The 18,004-nt window shown below is 62.6% G+C and carries 12 protein-coding genes; 7 read left to right on the top strand and 5 right to left on the bottom strand.

The features are described 5' to 3' along the window. The coding region (locus BC363_RS08905) for an electron-transfer flavoprotein:ubiquinone oxidoreductase (RefSeq protein ID WP_065793292.1) at nucleotides 1-1,463 on the bottom strand (1,463 nt) is incomplete at its 3' end. Nucleotides 1,464-1,943: 480 nt separating this feature from the next. Between BC363_RS08905 and BC363_RS08895 the strand changes: the two genes are divergently transcribed. The 5 genes from BC363_RS08895 to BC363_RS08885 all read left to right on the top strand — a co-directional run bounded on the left by BC363_RS08895 (nucleotide 1,944) and on the right by BC363_RS08885 (nucleotide 6,229). Next, on the top strand, nucleotides 1,944-3,242 hold the full coding sequence (locus BC363_RS08895; protein WP_065782154.1) for an Hsp70 family protein: 1,299 nt from the start codon (nucleotides 1,944-1,946) through the stop codon (nucleotides 3,240-3,242). Between the two features lie 41 nt (nucleotides 3,243-3,283). After that, nucleotides 3,284-4,186 carry a uracil-DNA glycosylase gene (locus BC363_RS08890; protein WP_065782156.1) on the top strand — a complete coding sequence of 301 codons (903 nt, stop codon included), beginning with the start codon at nucleotides 3,284-3,286 and terminating at the stop codon, nucleotides 4,184-4,186. A 142-nt stretch (nucleotides 4,187-4,328) separates the two neighbouring features. Further along, entirely contained in the window at nucleotides 4,329-4,505 is a 177-nt protein-coding gene (locus tag BC363_RS35375; protein ID WP_139110001.1) for a hypothetical protein, read from the top strand. A 65-nt stretch (nucleotides 4,506-4,570) separates the two neighbouring features. Beyond that, nucleotides 4,571-4,726, top strand: a complete 156-nt coding sequence (locus BC363_RS35370) for a hypothetical protein (RefSeq protein ID WP_167590825.1) — start codon at nucleotides 4,571-4,573, stop codon at nucleotides 4,724-4,726. Between the two features lie 210 nt (nucleotides 4,727-4,936). Next, nucleotides 4,937-6,229 carry an MFS transporter gene (locus BC363_RS08885; protein ID WP_065782158.1) on the top strand — a complete coding sequence of 431 codons (1,293 nt, stop codon included), beginning with the start codon at nucleotides 4,937-4,939 and terminating at the stop codon, nucleotides 6,227-6,229. Nucleotides 6,230-6,238: 9 nt separating this feature from the next. On the opposite strand, the gene BC363_RS08880 is transcribed toward BC363_RS08885, so the two are convergent. Continuing rightward, nucleotides 6,239-7,177, bottom strand: a complete 939-nt coding sequence (locus BC363_RS08880; RefSeq protein ID WP_065782160.1) for a DMT family transporter — start codon at nucleotides 7,175-7,177, stop codon at nucleotides 6,239-6,241. Between the two features lie 420 nt (nucleotides 7,178-7,597). Between BC363_RS08880 and pepN the strand changes: the two genes are divergently transcribed. Both pepN and BC363_RS08870 read left to right on the top strand, forming a co-directional pair. Then, a complete protein-coding gene (pepN, locus tag BC363_RS08875; protein ID WP_065782408.1) occupies nucleotides 7,598-10,246 on the top strand; it encodes an aminopeptidase N in 2,649 nt (882 codons plus the stop codon). Nucleotides 10,247-10,532: 286 nt separating this feature from the next. After that, nucleotides 10,533-12,893: a PAS domain-containing sensor histidine kinase gene (locus BC363_RS08870; RefSeq protein WP_065782162.1), complete on the top strand. Its 2,361-nt coding sequence runs from the start codon at nucleotides 10,533-10,535 to the stop codon at nucleotides 12,891-12,893. On the opposite strand, the gene BC363_RS08865 is transcribed toward BC363_RS08870, so the two are convergent. The 3 genes from BC363_RS08865 to BC363_RS08855 are packed head-to-tail and all read right to left on the bottom strand — an operon-like array spanning nucleotide 12,872 to nucleotide 17,967. Next, entirely contained in the window at nucleotides 12,872-15,829 is a 2,958-nt protein-coding gene (locus BC363_RS08865) for a bifunctional [glutamine synthetase] adenylyltransferase/[glutamine synthetase]-adenylyl-L-tyrosine phosphorylase (protein WP_065782164.1), read from the bottom strand. The genes BC363_RS08870 and BC363_RS08865 overlap by 22 nt on opposite strands. A 33-nt stretch (nucleotides 15,830-15,862) precedes the next feature. Next, nucleotides 15,863-17,269: an ATP-binding protein gene (locus BC363_RS08860; RefSeq protein ID WP_065782166.1), complete on the bottom strand. Its 1,407-nt coding sequence runs from the start codon at nucleotides 17,267-17,269 to the stop codon at nucleotides 15,863-15,865. Next, nucleotides 17,266-17,967 (bottom strand): response regulator transcription factor, encoded by a 702-nt coding sequence (locus tag BC363_RS08855; RefSeq protein ID WP_065782168.1) that lies wholly within the window; start codon nucleotides 17,965-17,967, stop codon nucleotides 17,266-17,268. Before BC363_RS08855 ends, BC363_RS08860 begins: the two co-directional genes overlap by 4 nt. Nucleotides 17,968-18,004: the final 37 nt, after the last annotated feature.

Below are 18,004 nucleotides of genomic sequence, written 5' to 3'. Positions count from 1 at the left end.
TCCGAGCTGCGCTGCAGCTCCGGGTCCTTCACCTGCAGGTGGATCGGCTGGTCTTCCTCGTGGTTGGTGTTCGACAGGAACACCGAGGACAGCCGATCGAAGGTCAAGACGCCGTCGGGCTTGGGGTAGTCGATCTTCTGGTGCTTTGCCGCCGGCTCGAGGCTCGCTGCGTCGGTCTTGCCGTGCTTCAGCGTGCCGAAGAAGGAGAAGCCGAACAGCTGGTTGGTCCACATGTCGAGGCCGCCGAGCGCCACGCCGAGCGCGGTGCCGAACTTCGACCACAGCGGCTTGACGTTCCGCACCCGCTTCAGATCCTTGCCGATGTCGGTCTGGCGCCATTCGTTCTCGATCTCGACCGGCTCGTCATTGGCCCGGCCCGAGGCGATCGCTTCCGCCAGCTTGTCGGCGGCGAGCATGCCCGACAGCACCGCATTGTGGCTGCCCTTGATGCGCGGCACGTTGACGAAACCGGCCGAACAGCCGATCAGCGCGCCGCCGGGGAACGACAGTTTCGGCACCGACTGGTAGCCGCCCTCGGTGATCGCCCGGGCGCCGTAGGACAGCCGCTTGCCGCCCTCGAAGGTGCCGCGAATGGCCGGATGGGTCTTGAACCGCTGGAACTCCTCGAACGGGAAGAGATAGGGGTTCTTGTAGTTGAGGTGCACGACGAAGCCGACGGCGACCAGGTTGTCTTCGAGATGGTAGAGGAACGAACCGCCGCCGGTCTTCATGCCGAGCGGCCAGCCGAACGAGTGCTGCACCAGACCGGGCCGGTGGTGCTCGGGCTTGACCTGCCACAGTTCCTTCAGGCCGATGCCGAATTTTTGGACGTCGCGGTCCTTCGACAGATCGAATTTTGCAATCAGCTGCTTGGCGAGCGAGCCGCGCACGCCCTCGCCGATCAGCGTGTATTTGCCCAAGAGCGCCATGCCGCGGGCGAAGTTCGGGCCCGGCTCGCCATTGCGCTCGATGCCCATGTCGCCGGTGGCGACACCGATGACGGCGCCGGCGTCGTTGTAGAGCACTTCGGTGGCGGCAAAGCCCGGATAGATCTCGACGCCGAGCGCTTCGGCGTGGCCGGCAAGCCAGCGACAGACATTGCCGAGCGAGACGATGTAGTTGCCGTGATTGTTCATCAGCGGCGGCATGGCGAAGTTCGGCAGGCGGATCGAACCGGCGGGGCCGAGCAGCAGGAACTGGTCGTCGGTAACTTGCGTTCTGAACGGATGCTCGGCCTCGTCGCGCCAGCCCGGCAGCAGCCGGTCGATACCGATGGGGTCGACGACGGCGCCCGACAGGATATGCGCGCCGACTTCGGCCCCCTTTTCCAAAACCACGACGGAGAGTTCGGGATTGATCTGCTTCAGCCGGATCGCCGCGGAAAGCCCCGCAGGTCCCGCCCCGACGATCACCACGTCGAACTCCATGCTCTCGCGCTCGGGCAGCTCTTGTCGCTCGCTCATACCGTCTCTCCAGTCTCGCCGGTCTTCTGCCAGCTCAGTTCCCAGGCCATATCATGTCGTCATGGCAAATGCCGTTTGGCTTGTCGAGCCGGGATGCGACAGACGATGCCCGCTTTTGCGCATGAGGTCATGAGTTTAGCACAAATGTCTATATGACGTGAACGTAAACGTAAATACGTGATTTCTCCAATGTCATTGTGGGCCGCCCGCCTTCCAGCCTTGCTTTTGCCGAATAGCCATGTCACGAGGCCGGGCATTCGACTTTCCGGCGGAAGACGCCGGCAATCCCATCCGCAACCGGCATTTCGGCAAGGCGCCCACGGCGCCGGAACGGCATGCCTTTCGCTTCGTTCCGGGCATCGCCGACCTCCCCGGCGCCGGCCCGGAAAGCGGCGCGCGGAACAGAGCCGTGACGCCTTGCGGAGCCCGGAAGGGCGCGTGGCGCAGCGACACCAAAACACAGACGTCAGGAGACATCACATGACCAGAGCACTGGGCTTCGACTTCGGCACCACCAACTCGGTCCTCGCGGTTTCGGCAGGCGATACCACCCATTCGATGAACTTCGACAGTATGGCCGGCACCACCGATGCGATGCGCACGGCACTCTCCTTCATGAAGGATCCGAACCTCGGCGCTTCCGCCCTGAAGGTGGAAGCCGGACAGGCGGCAATCCGCTCGTTCATCGACAACCCCGGCGACTGTCGCTTCCTGCAGTCGATCAAGACCTTCGCCGCAAGCCCGCTGTTCCAGGGCACCCAGATCTATGCCAAGCGCCATAGTTTCGAAGACCTGATGCGGGTGTTCCTGACGAAGCTGCGGGAATATGCCGGTGACGATTGGGCGAGCCAGTATAGTCGCATCGTCGTCGGAAGACCCGTTCGCTTCGCCGGTTCCAGCCCCGACCCGGCATTGGCGCTCGATCGCTACAGTGCAGCCCTTTCGGAATTCGGCTTTCCCGAGATCCACTATGTCTACGAGCCGGTGGCGGCCGCATTCTACTTTGCCCAAAACCTCAAGCGCGACGCCACGGTGCTGGTTGCCGATTTCGGCGGCGGCACCACCGACTATTCGCTGATCCGTTTCGAAACCAAGGCGGGACGCCTGACGGCGACGCCGATCGGCCATTCAGGCGTCGGCATCGCCGGCGACCATTTCGACTTCCGCATCATCGACAACGTTATCTCGCCGCTCATCGGAAAGGGGAGTCTGTTCAAGAGCTTCGACAAGCTGCTTGAAGTGCCGTCGAATTACTACGCGAATTTTGGCCGCTGGAATCAGCTTTCCATCTTCAAGACATTGAAAGACTTCACGGACCTGAAGAAGTTGGTGCGCCAGAGCCTGGAGCCGGAAAAGCTCGAGGCCTTCGTCGACCTGATCGAGCACGACGAGGGTTATCCGCTCTATCAGGCGATCTCCGCGACGAAGATGCGGCTGTCGCAGGAGGAGGAGACCGAGTTTTACTTCTCCCCGCTCGGCGAGATGTCGCGCCGCACCGTGCGCCGCGCCGACTTCGAAAGCTGGATTGCACCGGAACTTGCGCGCATCGAAGAGGCGCTCGACGAGGTGCTGCACACGACGGAAACGCCGCCGACAAGCATCAACAAGGTCTTCCTCACCGGCGGCACTTCCTTCGTGCCCGCTGTGCGCAATCTGTTCGAGCGTCGCTTCGAAAAGGACCGGATCGAAAGCGGCGGCGAACTGCTGTCGATCGCGCATGGTCTGGCGCTGATCGGCGAACATGAGGATATCGGCCACTGGACGGCGAATGCCGCATGAAGCCATTGGACCGCATTTTCTGACGTGCTAGGTTGGCGCCCATGATTTCTGCCGACAACCTCTCCCCCGGCCAACTCGCCGCCCTGCTCGCATTCCATGCGGATGCGGGCGTCGAGTGGCTGATGGAGGAGGAGCCGGTCGATCGCTTCGCCGAGTTCGAGGCGATGAAGGCGGCACGTTCCGACTTGCGGCAACAGGCCGATTCGCGCCAACAGGCGAGCGCAAGCCAGCCGGCAGGCCGCTCGGAGGCCTCGCCCGCAACGCGGCAGCCGGCCAGCCCGGCCGCTGGCCAAGCCCGCGCGCCAGCACCCGTTGCAAACGCGCCGGCGGTGGCCATCCCCGACGCCCAAGCCGTCAAGGAGGCGCAGTTTGCCGCCGATTCGGCGCGATCGCTCGCCGAGTTACGATTGGCAATGGAAGGCTTCGTCGGCTGCAACCTCAGAAACAGCGCCCGCAATCTCGTCTTTGCCGAAGGCGATCCGTCCAACGGCATCATGATCGTCGGCCCCATGCCCTATGCCGATGACGATCGTGACGGCCAGCCCTTCTCGGGCAGGCTGGGCGACATGCTCAACCGCATGCTCGCCGGCATCGGCCTGTCGCGCGAGGGTGTCCTGCTCAGCAACGTCGTACCATGGCGTCCGCCGGGCAACCGCGTGCCGACCGCCCGAGAAGCCGATATCTGCCGCCCCTTCATCGAGCGCCAGGTTGCCCTGGCCGAGCCCAAGCACCTGTTGCTGCTCGGCAATTTTACGGCCCGCTTCTTCTTCGGCGGCAGCGACACCATCCACCAGCTGCGCGGCGAATGGCGTGATCTTCAAATCGGCGGACACACGGTTCAGACCCTTGCAACCCTGCACCCGCAAGACCTGGTGACGGCGCCGATCAGCAAGCGCTTCGCCTGGCAGGATATGCTTGCCTTCAAGGCCCGCATCAGCGGCTGAAGGCCGGCTGCCCGTTTCATGAACAAAGTGTGAAAAAAGCCATGCGGTTTGCGCATATCTGCGCAGCGTTCTAATGCATTGCAAAATCTATGTTGCAGCGCAATATATCGACACGGGGGGAATGGAATAAGGAACAAGAACCATGACTGCCCGCTTTCGCCCGATCCACAGCAGCTTTGAGACGCTCCGTCACACCGACGCTGCCCGGCGGACGCCGTTCAACCGCTTCGGCACGGCAGCCAACGAGCAGATGACTGCAATCGGCCTTGCCCGGACCACCCGTCCGTCGCAGCTCTTCGCCGACTTCATCCAGCGCTGATCCCCACGCGGTGCGCCGAAGGGCGCGTCGCGCGAATGAGACGACATAAGACAAGGAACAAGATCATGACCAAGCCCATCGCAAGCCTCAAGGTCCTGTTCGATTCGATCGCCGATATCGGCACTGCCGTCCGGGCGTCGCGCGAATACACCGCGCTCAGCACCACCAAGGACGCCCGCCGTGCCCATCGCTCGGCGATCAGCCCGCTGCTGCCGAACTGATAAACGCCTGACGACGGACACGACCGTCTTTTTGCCATCGGCTGTCGCAATCGACAGCGCCTTGAAAACTGGATAGAGCCACACTCGTTTCGAGTTCGAAGCGATCGGTCTATCCGGCATCCCAGCCTGACTGCCCTCGCTCCGCATCGCGCCTTCGTTGCCAGCCAACCGGCTGGTCGACACGGCGCGCATTTGTTTTCAGGAGCGCCGATGCTGGCCAGTCTCGCTTCCGTCCTCAGCCTGATGCTGTCCACTCTTTTGATGATGGTGGCCTTCGGCCTTCAGAGCTACGTGATCCCGGTTCGGTCCGTCGCCGAGAACTGGTCGACGATGACGGTCTCGGTCATCGCCACCGGCTACACGGTCGGCTTCACGCTTTCCTGCATCGTGACGCCGAAATTCGTGCTGCGCGTCGGCCACGTCCGCGTCTTCACGGCGCTCATCACCCTGCTTTCGATCGCCATCCTGCTTTGCGGGCTTATCGTCGACTGGCGCGCCTGGATCGCTTTTCGCGCCATATCCGGCTTCGCGATCTCCGGCAGCTATCTCGTCATCGAAAGCTGGCTGAACGAACGGGTGACCAACGACAACCGCGGCATGCTGTTTTCGCTTTATCTGATCACCACGATGGTCGGCACGATCGGCGGGCAATACATGGTGCCGCTTGGAGACCCGACCAACACATCGCTCTTCATTCTCTGCGGCGTCCTGTTCTCGCTGGCGCTGCTGCCGACGGCACTCTCTTCGTCGCCGATGCCGGCGCCGCCGGCGCAGGCGCGATTCGACATTCCCGGGCTGTTTCGCCGCTCTCCCGTTGCCGTGGTCGGCGGCTTTCTCGCCGGCGCGCTGTCGGGAGCCTGGTTGAACCTTGGCGGCGTGTTCACGCAGAAGATCGGCCTTTCGACCGGCGAAGGCGCAACATTGCTTGCCTCGCTCCTGACCGGCAGCGCCATCTCGCAGATCCCGATCGGTCGCGCCTCCGATCGCACCGATCGGCGTATCATCATGGCCGGCTGCGGTATTGTCGGCGTGATCTCCTGCCTGGTCATGTCCGCGTCGATCGGCAGCAGCCCAACGGTGCTCTACGCGATCGCCGCCTGCGTCGGCTCGGTCCTGTTTCCGATCTATGCGCTGAACGTCGCCCACGCCAACGACCTCGCCAAACCCGACGAATATGTCGAAGTCTCCTCGGGCCTGATGATCACTTACGGCCTTGGCACGATCTCCGGCCCGCTGATGGTCGGCCCTGTCATGGATCGGTTCGGGCCGGCGGCGCTGTTCCTCGTGCTTGCCGTCTATTTCGCGCTCTACGGCGGTTACGCTGCCTGGCGCATCCTGAGACGCGATCAACACCAGGGCCTGGTCGCCAAGACCGACTTCCAGGCGACGACGGTGCTGCCCACACCAGGGCCCGACGTCACCAGCCCGATGGCCCTGCAGGCGGCCCAAGATGGATTGATCGAGGACGACACGGTGCCTGCCTGGGAAAGGCAACCGGACTAGAACCGGACGTCAGCCCTGCGGCGTGACGTGCTTGCGCGCGCCTTTACGTTCCAGGCCAAGCCGATGTTCGCGAAAGATGATGAAGATGCCGGCACCGACGACAATGGCGGTCCCGATCAGCATCGTACCCGTCGGGACGTCATCAAACAGAAAATAGCCGATGATCAGGCCGAGCACGATCGACGTGTATTCGAACGGCGCAATCGTCGACATGTCCGCGTGGCGGTAACTTTCGGTCAAGAGGATCTGCGCCACGCCGCCGCAGAAGCCGGCCACCATCAACAGCAGGAAGGCTTCGCGCGAAATGCTCGGCCAGCCGAACGGCAAGGTGGCAAGCGAAAAGACCGAGGCCGATAGGGAGAAATAAAGCACGATCGTGTGCGTGCGCTCGGCCTTGACCAGCTTGCGCACCAGCACCATGGCGATCGCGCCGAGGGCCGCCGACAACAAAACCGCCGCCGCCCCGAGTGCCTCGGATGACCCGAGACCGCCTTCGCGGAACAGTGTCAGCCGCGGCCAGGTGATGATCATGACGCCGACCAGACCGATGACCACGGCCGACCAGCGGTAGAGCCTGACGGTCTCGCCGAGAAAGATTGCTGCAAAGGCAACGGCGATCAGCGGCATCGCATAGCCGATGGCGATGGCTTCGGGGAGCGGCAAATGCACGAGACCGTAGAAGCCGAAGCTCATCGCCAGGATGCCGACGAAGCCGCGTGCGATGTGGCCACCGAGATCCTTCGTCTTGAAAGCATCGCGCATTTGCCCGCGAAGGGCGAGGTAGCCGAGGATTGGCACCATGGCGAAGGCGGACCGGTAGAAGGTGATCTGACCGGTGGCGATCTCACTTCCCGCCGCTTTGATCAAGGTCGACATGCACACGAAAATGACCACCGAAAGGACCTTGAGCAGGATCCCCTTCATCGGGTTTTCGACTTCGGCATCCATGGAAAGCACTTTTCGGACCTGAGCGGATAAGAACCGCAGCGGCGACAGCTTGGGAGATTTGGGCGAGAGGCTCGCCGGAGAACCATGTCACTCTAGCTGCGCCGCCTGCGAAAGTCGGATCAAACTTCTTGATGACTTGTGTTTTTTCTTGATGAGTTCATCGAAGCAAAGGCAATCGCCATAATTCTTTAGCGAGGTCGAAAAAAACCTTTCCAGTTTATTTCTTGTTAGTGCCACTTCGATACACGTCAAAGAGATAAGGGAGCGGGAAGAATACCGGACGCCATGTCTTTTCTGCCGGAAGCGCGGTCGCCGGCATCACAATCGTGTGGCATATCCGGCTTTTCGCCCTTTGGCCTTTTCACCATCACAAGCGCCCTCTACAAATCCACCAGTAGCAAGGCGCGAGCGGGACTGACCATGCGGACAAATACTGGCCAGATCATTCATCTGGAAGACTACCGGCCGACCGACTTCGTTCTTGAAAGAGTGGATCTGACCTTCGAGCTTGACCCGAAGGAAACCAAGGTCGAAGCGCGGCTGATCCTGCATCGGCGGGAAGGCGTGGACGCATCGGCGCCTCTGGTGCTTGACGGCGACGAGCTCGTCATGACCGGCCTGCTCCTCGACCAGGAAGAGCTTGCAGCCTCACTCTACGACGCTGCCGACGACACGCTGACGATCCGCGGTCTGCCCGAAACCGCACCGTTCGAAGTCACCATCACCACGATGCTCTCGCCAGAGACGAACACCAAGCTGATGGGTCTCTATCGCACCAACAGTGTCTATTGCACGCAGTGCGAGGCGGAAGGCTTCCGCCGCATCACCTACTTCCCTGATCGTCCCGACGTTCTTGCCGTCTATACGGTCAACATCATCGCCGACAAGAAATCCGCGCCGCTCCTGCTTTCCAACGGCAACTATCTCGGCGGCGCCGACATGGGCGATGGCAGGCATTTCGCCGCCTGGTTCGATCCGCACCCGAAGCCGAGTTATCTCTTCGCGCTGGTTGCCGGCGATCTCGGCGTGGTCGAAGACACGTTCACCACCATGTCCGGCCGCGAGGTCGCGCTGAAGATCTATATCGAACACGGCAAGGAGCCGCGCGCGTCCTACGCCATGGATGCGCTGAAGCGCTCGATGAAGTGGGACGAGGAGGCGTTCGGCCGCGAATACGATCTGGATATCTTCATGATCGTCGCCGTCTCCGACTTCAACATGGGCGCCATGGAGAACAAGGGGCTCAACGTCTTCAATGACAAATACGTGCTGGCTGATCCGGAAACGGCAACCGACGCCGACTATGCCAATATCGAAGCGATCATCGCGCACGAATACTTCCACAACTGGACCGGCAACCGCATCACCTGCCGCGACTGGTTCCAGCTCTGCCTCAAGGAAGGCCTGACGGTCTATCGCGACCACGAGTTTTCCGCCGACATGCGTTCGCGTGCCGTCAAGCGCATCGCCGAAGTGCGGCACCTGAAATCAGAACAGTTTCCGGAGGATACCGGCCCCCTCGCCCACCCGGTCCGGCCGACGAAATATCGAGAAATCAACAACTTCTACACGACCACGGTCTATGAGAAGGGCTCCGAAGTCACCCGGATGATCGCAACCGTTCTCGGTCGCGACCTGTTCAAGAAGGGCATGGATCTCTACTTCGAGCGCCACGACGGCCAGGCTGTGACGATCGAGGATTTCATCGCCTGCTTCGCCGATGTCAGCGGCCGCAATCTCAGCCAGTTTTCGCTCTGGTACCACCAGGCGGGAACGCCGCTGGTGACAGCCTCCGGCGCCTATGACGCAGCCAAGCAGACCTTCACCTTGTCGCTGGAACAGACCGTGCCGCCAACGCCGGGACAAAGCGCCAAGGAGCCGATGCACATTCCGCTGCGCATGGGCCTGCTGCTGGAAAGCGGCCGCGAAGCAGACCTTTCGAGCGTCTCCGGCGCCGACATCACCGGCGATGTGCTGCATCTCACCGACCGCAAGCAGACGGTGGTTTTCTCCGGTATCACCTCGCGCCCGGTACCGTCGTTCAACCGCAGCTTTTCCGCCCCGATCAACCTGCATATCGAGCAGACCGACGACGATCTAGCGCTGATCGCGCGGCACGAAAGCGATCTCTTCGCCCGCTGGCAGGCGCTCAACGCCATTGCGCTTGAAAATCTGGTATCGGCGACAGCCAACGTTCGCGCGGGTAAACCCGTTACGTGCGAAAAGGCGCTCATCGACGGCCTTATCGCTGCGGCGGCCGACGACAAGCTGGAGCCGGCGTTCCGGTCGCAGGCGCTGTCACTGCCGAGCGAAGCCGACATCGCCCGCGAGATCGGCGCCGACAACGATCCGGATGCCATCCATGCCGCCCGCCAGCAGATCCTCACGGCGATCGCGGTCGCCGGCCGCGAGACCTTTCTTCGACTGGCGGGCGAAATGACGTCGACGGGTTCGTTCAGCCCCGATGCGGAAAGTGCCGGACGTCGCGCGCTGCACAACGCAGCACTCACCTATCTCGTCCAGGGCGAGGACGATCCGAAGCGGGCGGCCGAAGTCTTCGCAGCCGCTGACAACATGACCGATCTCAGCCATGCGCTGGCATTGCTCGCGCACCGGTTCCCGGACGCTTCCGAGACCGCTCAGGCATTGGCGGCCTTCCGCAAGCGCTTCGCCGATAACGCGCTGGTCATCGACAAGTGGTTCGCGGTTCAGGCGACGATCCCGGGATCCGGCACGCTCGAGCGCGTCAAGGCGCTGATGACCGAGCCGCTTTTCAACGGCAACAATCCCAATCGCGTCCGGTCTCTGATTGGCAGCTATGCCTTCGCCAATCCGACAGGCTTCAACCGCGCCGATGGCGAGGGCTATCGTTTCCTGGCGAAGCAGATCCTCGACATCGATCCGCGCAATCCGCAACTGGCGGCACGCATCCTGACATCGATGCGCTCCTGGCGCTCGCTCGAAGACGCGCGCGCCCAACATGCCCGCAATGCCCTGAAGGAAATCGCAGGCGCGACCAAGCTTTCGGCCGACGTCAGCGACATCGTCGAGCGCATGCTCAAAGCCTGAAAAGGCTACTGCATGTTTCCTTAGATCCTATCCGATTTAAGGATAAAAACATGCAGCGATTGAAGTGCTGCAGCGACCTTTGCGCGTCCGATAAGACGCGCGGCGCTGTAGGGAATGTGGGCATTTTTCAAGGGCCAGGCCGCCTGCGCGACCCGGCCTATTATTTTCCAACGATAAGAAATGGTTAAGAAATCTTTACCATTGCCTCTGGACAAGGCGAATCGCCCTGTGATTCATTGAGTCAGATTCGGGCGAGCGGCGCGCCGAATCATCAGAGGGTTTCATATTGGGTAAGATGGCGGACGCGCGACCAGCGAGCGCAGCCGACGGGCGGTTGCGACTCAAGTTTCCAGGCTTTTCCGGCCTGGAACGCGAGTTCATCTCGCAGGCGAAGATTTTCGCCGAGCCGACGTCGCAGCGTCTTGCGAGCGCGGAGCCTATTCTCAAGCGCTCCATCCCCATCCTCATCATCGCATTCCTGATCATCGTCGCGGTATCGCGCATGTCCGGCATCATGGGTGAACACGCCCGGATGGAGGACAACTCGCGCCAGACCGTCGGGCTCGCAGCGGCAACGGCCGTCGCCGCGTTCCAGGCCGACGGCATGACGCTGTTCGACGAGGGCCGGCGCTGGGACGCCGAACGGCGGCTGACGCAATACCTGCCCACCGGCATGCTCGCCCCGGGTATGTTCCTTTTGACCGTGCGCAAGGATGGCCGGATCTTCGCCAGCACGCCGGACGGCGTGCCGCTGATCGGCCGTACGCTTGCCTCGGTCGCGCCGGATATCGCCACGCTGCAGTACTACGGCGAACATTCCAGCATCATGAAGACGGCCCTCAACGGCGTCGGCCATATCGTCGCCCTGGCACAGTTGCCCGACGCGGCCGGCGTCATCCTGGCGGCAACGCCGGTGACCCAGCTCGAAACGGCGTGGCGCGATGAGGTCTCGCTGAACGTGACGCTGTTTGCCGGCATCTCGGCGATCCTGCTGGTGGTGCTTTACGCCTATTACATCCAGGCCAAGCGCGCCCGCGACGCCGACTCGGTGTTTGCGGAATCGAACCTGCGGGTCGAAACCGCGCTGTCGCGTGGCCGCTGCGGCCTCTGGGATTTCGATCTTGCCAACCGGCGGCTGTTCTGGTCGCGGTCGATGTATGAAATGCTGGGCATGCCCGGCGAAAGCAGCGTGCTTTCCTTCGGTGATGCCGCGCGGCTGATGCATCCGGACGATCGCGGCATCTATGGCGTTGCGCGCACGATCGCTCGCGGCGATGCGCGTCAGATCGACCAGGTGTTCCGCATGCGTCATGCGGACGGCCACTATGTCTGGCTGCGCGCCCGCGCCGAGATCATCCAGACCGTTTCAGGCCGCGCCCATCTCATCGGCATCGCCATGGATGTCACCGAGCAGCATCGCCTGGCCCAACGCTATGCGGAGGCAGATCAGCGCCTGGCCGACGCCATCGAATGTACGTCCGAGGCCTTCGTCCTCTGGGACAAGCAGGACCGCTTGGTCATGTGCAACACGCACTACCAGGAAGCCTACAAGCTTCCGGACCATGTGCTGGTTCCGGGCACGGAACGCATCGCCGTTCACGCCGCGGCCGCGCGCCCTGTGGTGGAGCGCCGCATCGCGGATCCGGACCGCAGCAACCACTCGCAAACGACAGAGGTGCAGCTTGCCGACGAGCGTTGGCTGCAGATCAACGAACGACGCACGCGCGACGGCGGCCTCGTTTCGGTCGGCACCGACATCACGCTGCTGAAGCGCCACCAGGTGCGACTGCGCGAATCCGAGCGCCGGTTGATGGCGACGATCGGCGACCTCTCGGCCTCGCGCATGACCCTGGAGCGACAGAAGACCGAGCTGTCGATCGCCAATGCCAACTACCAGGCGGAAAAGGAACGTGCCGAGGCGGCGAACCGCGCCAAGTCGGAATTCCTGGCCAACATGTCCCATGAGCTGAGAACGCCGCTCAACGCCATTCTCGGCTTTTCGGAGATCCTGCAGAACCAGATGTTCGGGCCGCTCGGTTCGGAAAAATACGATGAATATTCGCGGGACATCCACGAGAGCGGCAAGCACCTGCTGAACGTCATCAACGACATTCTCGACATGTCGAAGATCGAAGCCGGGCATATGCGCATCAGCCGCGAGACGATCGATCTCGCGCCCCTGATCGAGGAGACGTTGCGCTTCACCACGATCCCGGCGCAGCAGAAGAACATCCATGTCGTGCAGCATATCGCCTCGGGCCTCACCGTGGTCGCGGATCGGCGCGCAATGAAGCAGGTGCTGCTCAACCTCTTGTCCAACGCGGTCAAGTTCACCAATGAAGGCGGGCGCATTTCGTTGCGCGCCCGCAAGGTCACGGGTGCCGTGACGCTGACGATCGCCGACTCCGGCATCGGCATTCCGCGCGACGCCCTGCAGAAAATCGGCCAGCCGTTCGAGCAGGTTCAGAGCCAGTATGCCAAGAGCAAGGGCGGCTCCGGCCTCGGGCTTGCGATCTCCCGGTCGCTGACGCGCCTTCACGGCGGAACGATGAAGATCCATTCCGCCGAGAATGTCGGCACCATCATTTCATTGCGCATGCCCGATCGCGACGGCGACGTGCGCCCCTATGCCGAAACCACCGACTGAAAGATGCGCCGAACGGCCTTCGACAACCGCTTGATATCGGCCTCCAGCGACTTCAAGTCGGGATAGTCCCCTGCCCGGCAGACGAGATCGACGAGACCGGCAGGCGCCTCCTTCGGGTCGAATTCTCCCTCGATGCACAGGCGCACGATCTGCGACAGCTCGGTAAAGAGGCTCAACGCCTCCATCGTCGTATCGAGATCATTGGGGTTCATCATCGCGCCGCCGAGAACCTTCAGGGCGTCGGCCGTGTGGGCGCCGGCATCAAGCGGCGGTACGCCCTTGGCGGGCGCGATCAGCGCCAGGTACTGCGCGATGAACTCGATATCGACGAGGCCGCCGGGGATGAGCTTGAAGTCCCAGATGTCGCTTGGCGGCTTCTCGCTGTCGATCATCTCTCGCATCGAGATCACGTCGGCGCCGATCTTGGCGACATCACGCTTCTGGTCCAGCACTTCGGCGAAGATGGCATCGGCTTGCGCCTTCAGGCTGTCGTCGCCGCAGATGCAGCGCGCCCGCGTCAAGGCCAGATGCTCCCAGGTCCAGGCCTCTTCGCGCTGGTACCTGGCAAAGGCGTTGATGCGGGTGGCGACCGGTCCCTTGTTGCCGGACGGCCTCAGCCGCATGTCGACTTCATAGAGCACACCTTCGGCCGTCGGTGCAGCGAGCGCGGCGATCAGACGTTGCGTCAGCCGGGTGAAATAGCGCACGGGATCGAGCGGCTTGCCGCCGTCCGATTCCGCAGCCGTGTCGTCATAGTCGTAGAGCAGGATCAGGTCGACGTCGGAACCCGCCGTCAGCTCATGGCTGCCAAGCTTGCCCATGCCGACGACGACAATGCGTCCACCCGGGAAATCGCCATGGACCGAGCGCACTTCCGCCAGCACCGCGTCCACCGCGGCAGCGATGATCAGGTCGGCGAGATCGGTGAAGGCACGGCCCGCCTGCAAACCCGAGATGGAGCCGGTCAGCAGGCGAATGCCGATCAGAAACCGCTGCTCGGCGGCGATGATGCGCAGCCGGTCGAGGACCTCTTCGTAGTGGCGGGCGCCAGCGACGAAGTTGGCGATGCGCGGCGCCAGATAGTCTCTGGTCGGCAGTTCCGCCAGGAGGCCCGGATCGAGCATGCCGTCGAACACATGCGGCCGCGCCGCGATGATTTCGGCAAGCCGTGGCGCCGAGGACATGATGTTGACGATCAGGGACAAAAGCCGCGGATTATTGCCGAGCAGCGAGAACAGCTGGATGCCGGCGGGCAGGCCCGAGATGAAATGATCGAAGCGCAGGAGTGCCTCGTCGGCGCGCCGGCTTTCGCCGAAGACACGCAAAAGCTCCGGCGTCAGTTCCGTCAGCCGCTCGCGTGCCTCGACCGACTGCGTCGCTCGGTAGCGGCCGTAATGCCAGGTCCGGATCGTATGCGAGATGTCGGACGGCCGCTGGAACCCGAGCTCTCTCAAGGTCTCAAGCGTATCCGGATCGTCGCGCTGGCCGGTGAAGACGAGATTGCCCGTCTCGCTCGAAAGCTTCGCTTCCTGCTCGAAGAGCTGGGCGTAACGCCGCTCGACCGTGCGCAGGACCTTCGACAGCGCCTTGGAAAAAGTGGACGTATCCTCGAAGCCGAGCATGAAGGCGATGCGCTTCAGCTCCGCCTCGGTCTCCGGCAGCACATGGGTCTGTTCGTCGCGCACCATCTGAATGCGGTGCTCGACATCGCGCAGGAACCAGTAGGCTTCGACCAGTTCGTCTGCCGTCGTCTCGTCGATCCAGCCGGCCTTCACCAACGCGCGCAGCATCGGCTCCGTCGCCTTCAGCCGCAGTTCGGGCATGCGCCCGCCGGCGATCAGCTGCTGTGTCTGAACGAAGAACTCGATCTCGCGGATGCCGCCGCGACCGAGCTTGATATTGTGTCCCTTGACCGCAATCTCGCCATGGCCCTTGTGGGCGTGGATCTGCCGCTTGATCGAATGAATGTCGGCGATTGCCGCATAGTCGAGGTATTTGCGAAAGACGAACGGCGTTAGTTCCTTCAAAAACGCATCGCCTGCGGCGATATCGCCGGCAACGGGTCGCGCCTTGATGAAGGCTGCACGCTCCCAGTTCTGCCCCCTGCCCTCATAATAGAGCATGGCCGCCTCGACCGGGATTGCGAGCGGTGTCGAGCCCGGATCCGGGCGAAGCCGAAGGTCGGTGCGGAAGACGTAGCCGTCGCCGGTGCGCTCCTGGAGAATACGAATGAGGCGGCGCAGCAACCGGCCGAAGGTCTCGGATGCGTCATCGCGATCGACGACGATGCCGGACTGCGGGTCGTAAAACACCACGAGATCAATGTCGGAGGAATAGTTGAGCTCGAAGGCGCCGAGCTTGCCCATGCCGAGCACCACGACGCCCGAACCAACGCTGGGTGCGGTCACGTCCTTGAGCACCAGCTTACCGCCCTGGTGGCCGCTCAGCAGCAGGTGGTCGATCGTTGCCGAAACCGCAGCACCGGCGAATTCGCTCAGCCAGCGCGTCGTCTCGCGACCGTCGAAATGCCGGGAGAGGTCCGCAAGTGCAACGGCAAAGGCAAGCTCGCGCTTGGCCTTTCGAAGCCGTGTCATGATCTCGGTATCGGCCAGCGCGACGCCGGGCTCTGCCGGTATCCAGGCATCCCGCGCCCGCCGGACCCGTTCGGTGAGAAATTCCAGCAGCGGTTCTGACAGGATCTGTTCGAGTATGCCAGGCTGACTGCCACCGGTGTCACGCAGGAACGGCGACAAGGCGAAGGCGGCAACGACGAAGGCCTTGAACGGTGTTTCGGACGCCAGCAGGTGGCTGATCTGGTCATGGCCCTTGGCCATGTCCTTCAGCACCGACAGCGCGGATTTGGCATCGGTCTGGCTTGCCGGTTTGATCGGCGCCGTTTCCATGCCCCACCAGTGCCCTGCCATCGTGTCCTGCATGCCGTTCCCCCTTGTTCTCCGCAAACCGGTCTATCAGGTCGCGGACGCCGGGAAAACCATGCGTACCGTCAGTCCCTTGCCGCTACCGGCGTCCTCGGGCTTCGTTGCAACCAGCTCCAATGCACCATGGTGCATTTCCATGACCGCTTCCACGAGCGATAGGCCAAGACCCGTGCCGGGCTTGGAGCGGCTCTCGTCCAGCCGAACGAAACGTTTGACAACGTCGTCGCGCTTTTCCTCGGGAATGCCCGGGCCACGGTCGGCAACCGAGAGGACAACCTTGCCGTCGCGCCTGCCGAGCCCAACCTTGATCAGTGGCTCGTCTGAGCCTTCAGCGTATTTGATCGCGTTGTCGAGCAGATTGCCGAGCGCCTGGCCGACAAGCTCGCGATTGCCTGAAATCGCCACGGCGGGAGCCACATCCGCTGTCAGCCGCAGGCCGACGTCTTCCGCGACCGGCTCATAGAGTTCGACGCAATCGGACACGATCTGGGAAAGGTCGACCTCGCTCATCTCGGCGGCAGCCGAGCCCGCTTCGACGCGCGAAATCATGAGGAGCGCATTGAAGGTGCGGATCAGCTGATCCGACTCGCCGATGATTTCTTCAAGCGCACCGCGCTGGCTTGTGCCCTTGCGCGCAAGTGCGGCTTCCGCCTTGTTTCGCAGCCGCGTCAACGGCGTCTTCAGGTCATGGGCGATGTTGTCGGAGACCTGACGCAGGCCTTCGTTCAGCTTCTCGATGCGTCCGAGCATCGCATTGAGGGATTCGGAAAGCCGATCAAACTCGTCGCCGGAACCACTCGTCGGCAGACGCTGCGACAGATCGCCCGCCATGATCTTGGTGCTCGCCTCCGACATGCGGTCAATGCGCTTCAGCGCATTGCGGCCGATGGCAAACCAGATGATCAGCGCACCGAGGCCCATGATGCCAAGCGCTACCATCAGCGCCTGGCGCACCAGGGCGCGAAACTTCTGCGGCTCCTGCAGATCGCGGCCGACAAGAATGCGCAGGCCGTTGTCGAGCATCAGCACATGGGCAAGTGCGACATGGCTGTCCTTGCGGGTCTCATCGGTATAGCGCTGGTAGGCGAAGGGCCGCTCCGTCCAGCCCTCGCGATCGAGCAGTCCGGGTTCCAGGCTCGCCACATTGCCGGCAAGGATTTCGCCACTCGGCCCGGCGATTACATAGAGATTGGCGCCCGGTTGCCGTGCACGTCGTTCAAGCGAACGCAGCAGGCCATTGATCCCGGCACGGGTATAGACCTGCTCGATCTGGGTCACCTCTGCGGTCACCGCGTCGCGCGTCTGCTGCTGGAGCAGGCGTTCGGACATGCCGGTGACGTAGAAGACGAGAAAGGCGGCGCAGAGCGAGAAGAGGATCAGATAGAGCGCGGACAACCGAACGGCGGTTGTCCTGAACAGGACGCCGAGTTTGCTCATGCGTTGGCGGTCCGGTCGTCCTTGATCATATAGCCGGCGCCACGCACTGTGCGAAGCAGCGGCAGATCGAAGTCCTTCTCGATCTTCGAGCGCAACCGCGAGACATGCACGTCGATGACATTGGTCTGCGGGTCGAAGTGATAGTCCCAGACGTTTTCGAGCAGCATCGTGCGGGTCACGACCTGACCGGCATTTTTCATGAGATATTCGAGCAGCCGGAACTCGCGCGGCTGCAGCGGGATTTCCTTGCCCTGGCGGCGAACCGAATGCGACAGGCGGTCGAGCTCGAGGTCGCCGACCCGATAGACCATGTCCTGTTCCGGCGTACCCTTGCGGCGGCCGAGCACTTCGACACGGGCGAGAAGCTCGTTGAAGGCATAGGGTTTCGGCAGATAGTCGTCGCCGCCGGCGCGCAAGCCCGTCACCCGGTCGTCGACCTGGCCGAGCGCCGACAGAATGAGCACCGGTGTGTGGATATCCTTGCGGCGCAATTCCGAGATTACCGACAGGCCATCGCGACGCGGCAACATGCGGTCGACCACGAGAACGTCGTAGCTGTTTTCACTGGCCATGAAGAGGCCGCTTTCGCCGTCGCTGGCATGGTCGCAGACGATGCCGGCCTCGCGGAACGCCTTTGCGAGATAGGCCGCTGCCTCGATATCGTCTTCAATAATAAGAATCTTCATACGCGTGACCATAGTCCCGGACCCCTGTCTGTCTCAACCGGTTTCGGTC

The sequence above is a fragment of the Ensifer sp. LC384 genome, from assembly GCF_001695865.1.
Classification (GTDB): domain Bacteria; phylum Pseudomonadota; class Alphaproteobacteria; order Rhizobiales; family Rhizobiaceae; genus Ensifer.
This window is presented reverse-complemented; position numbering and strand designations above follow the sequence as displayed.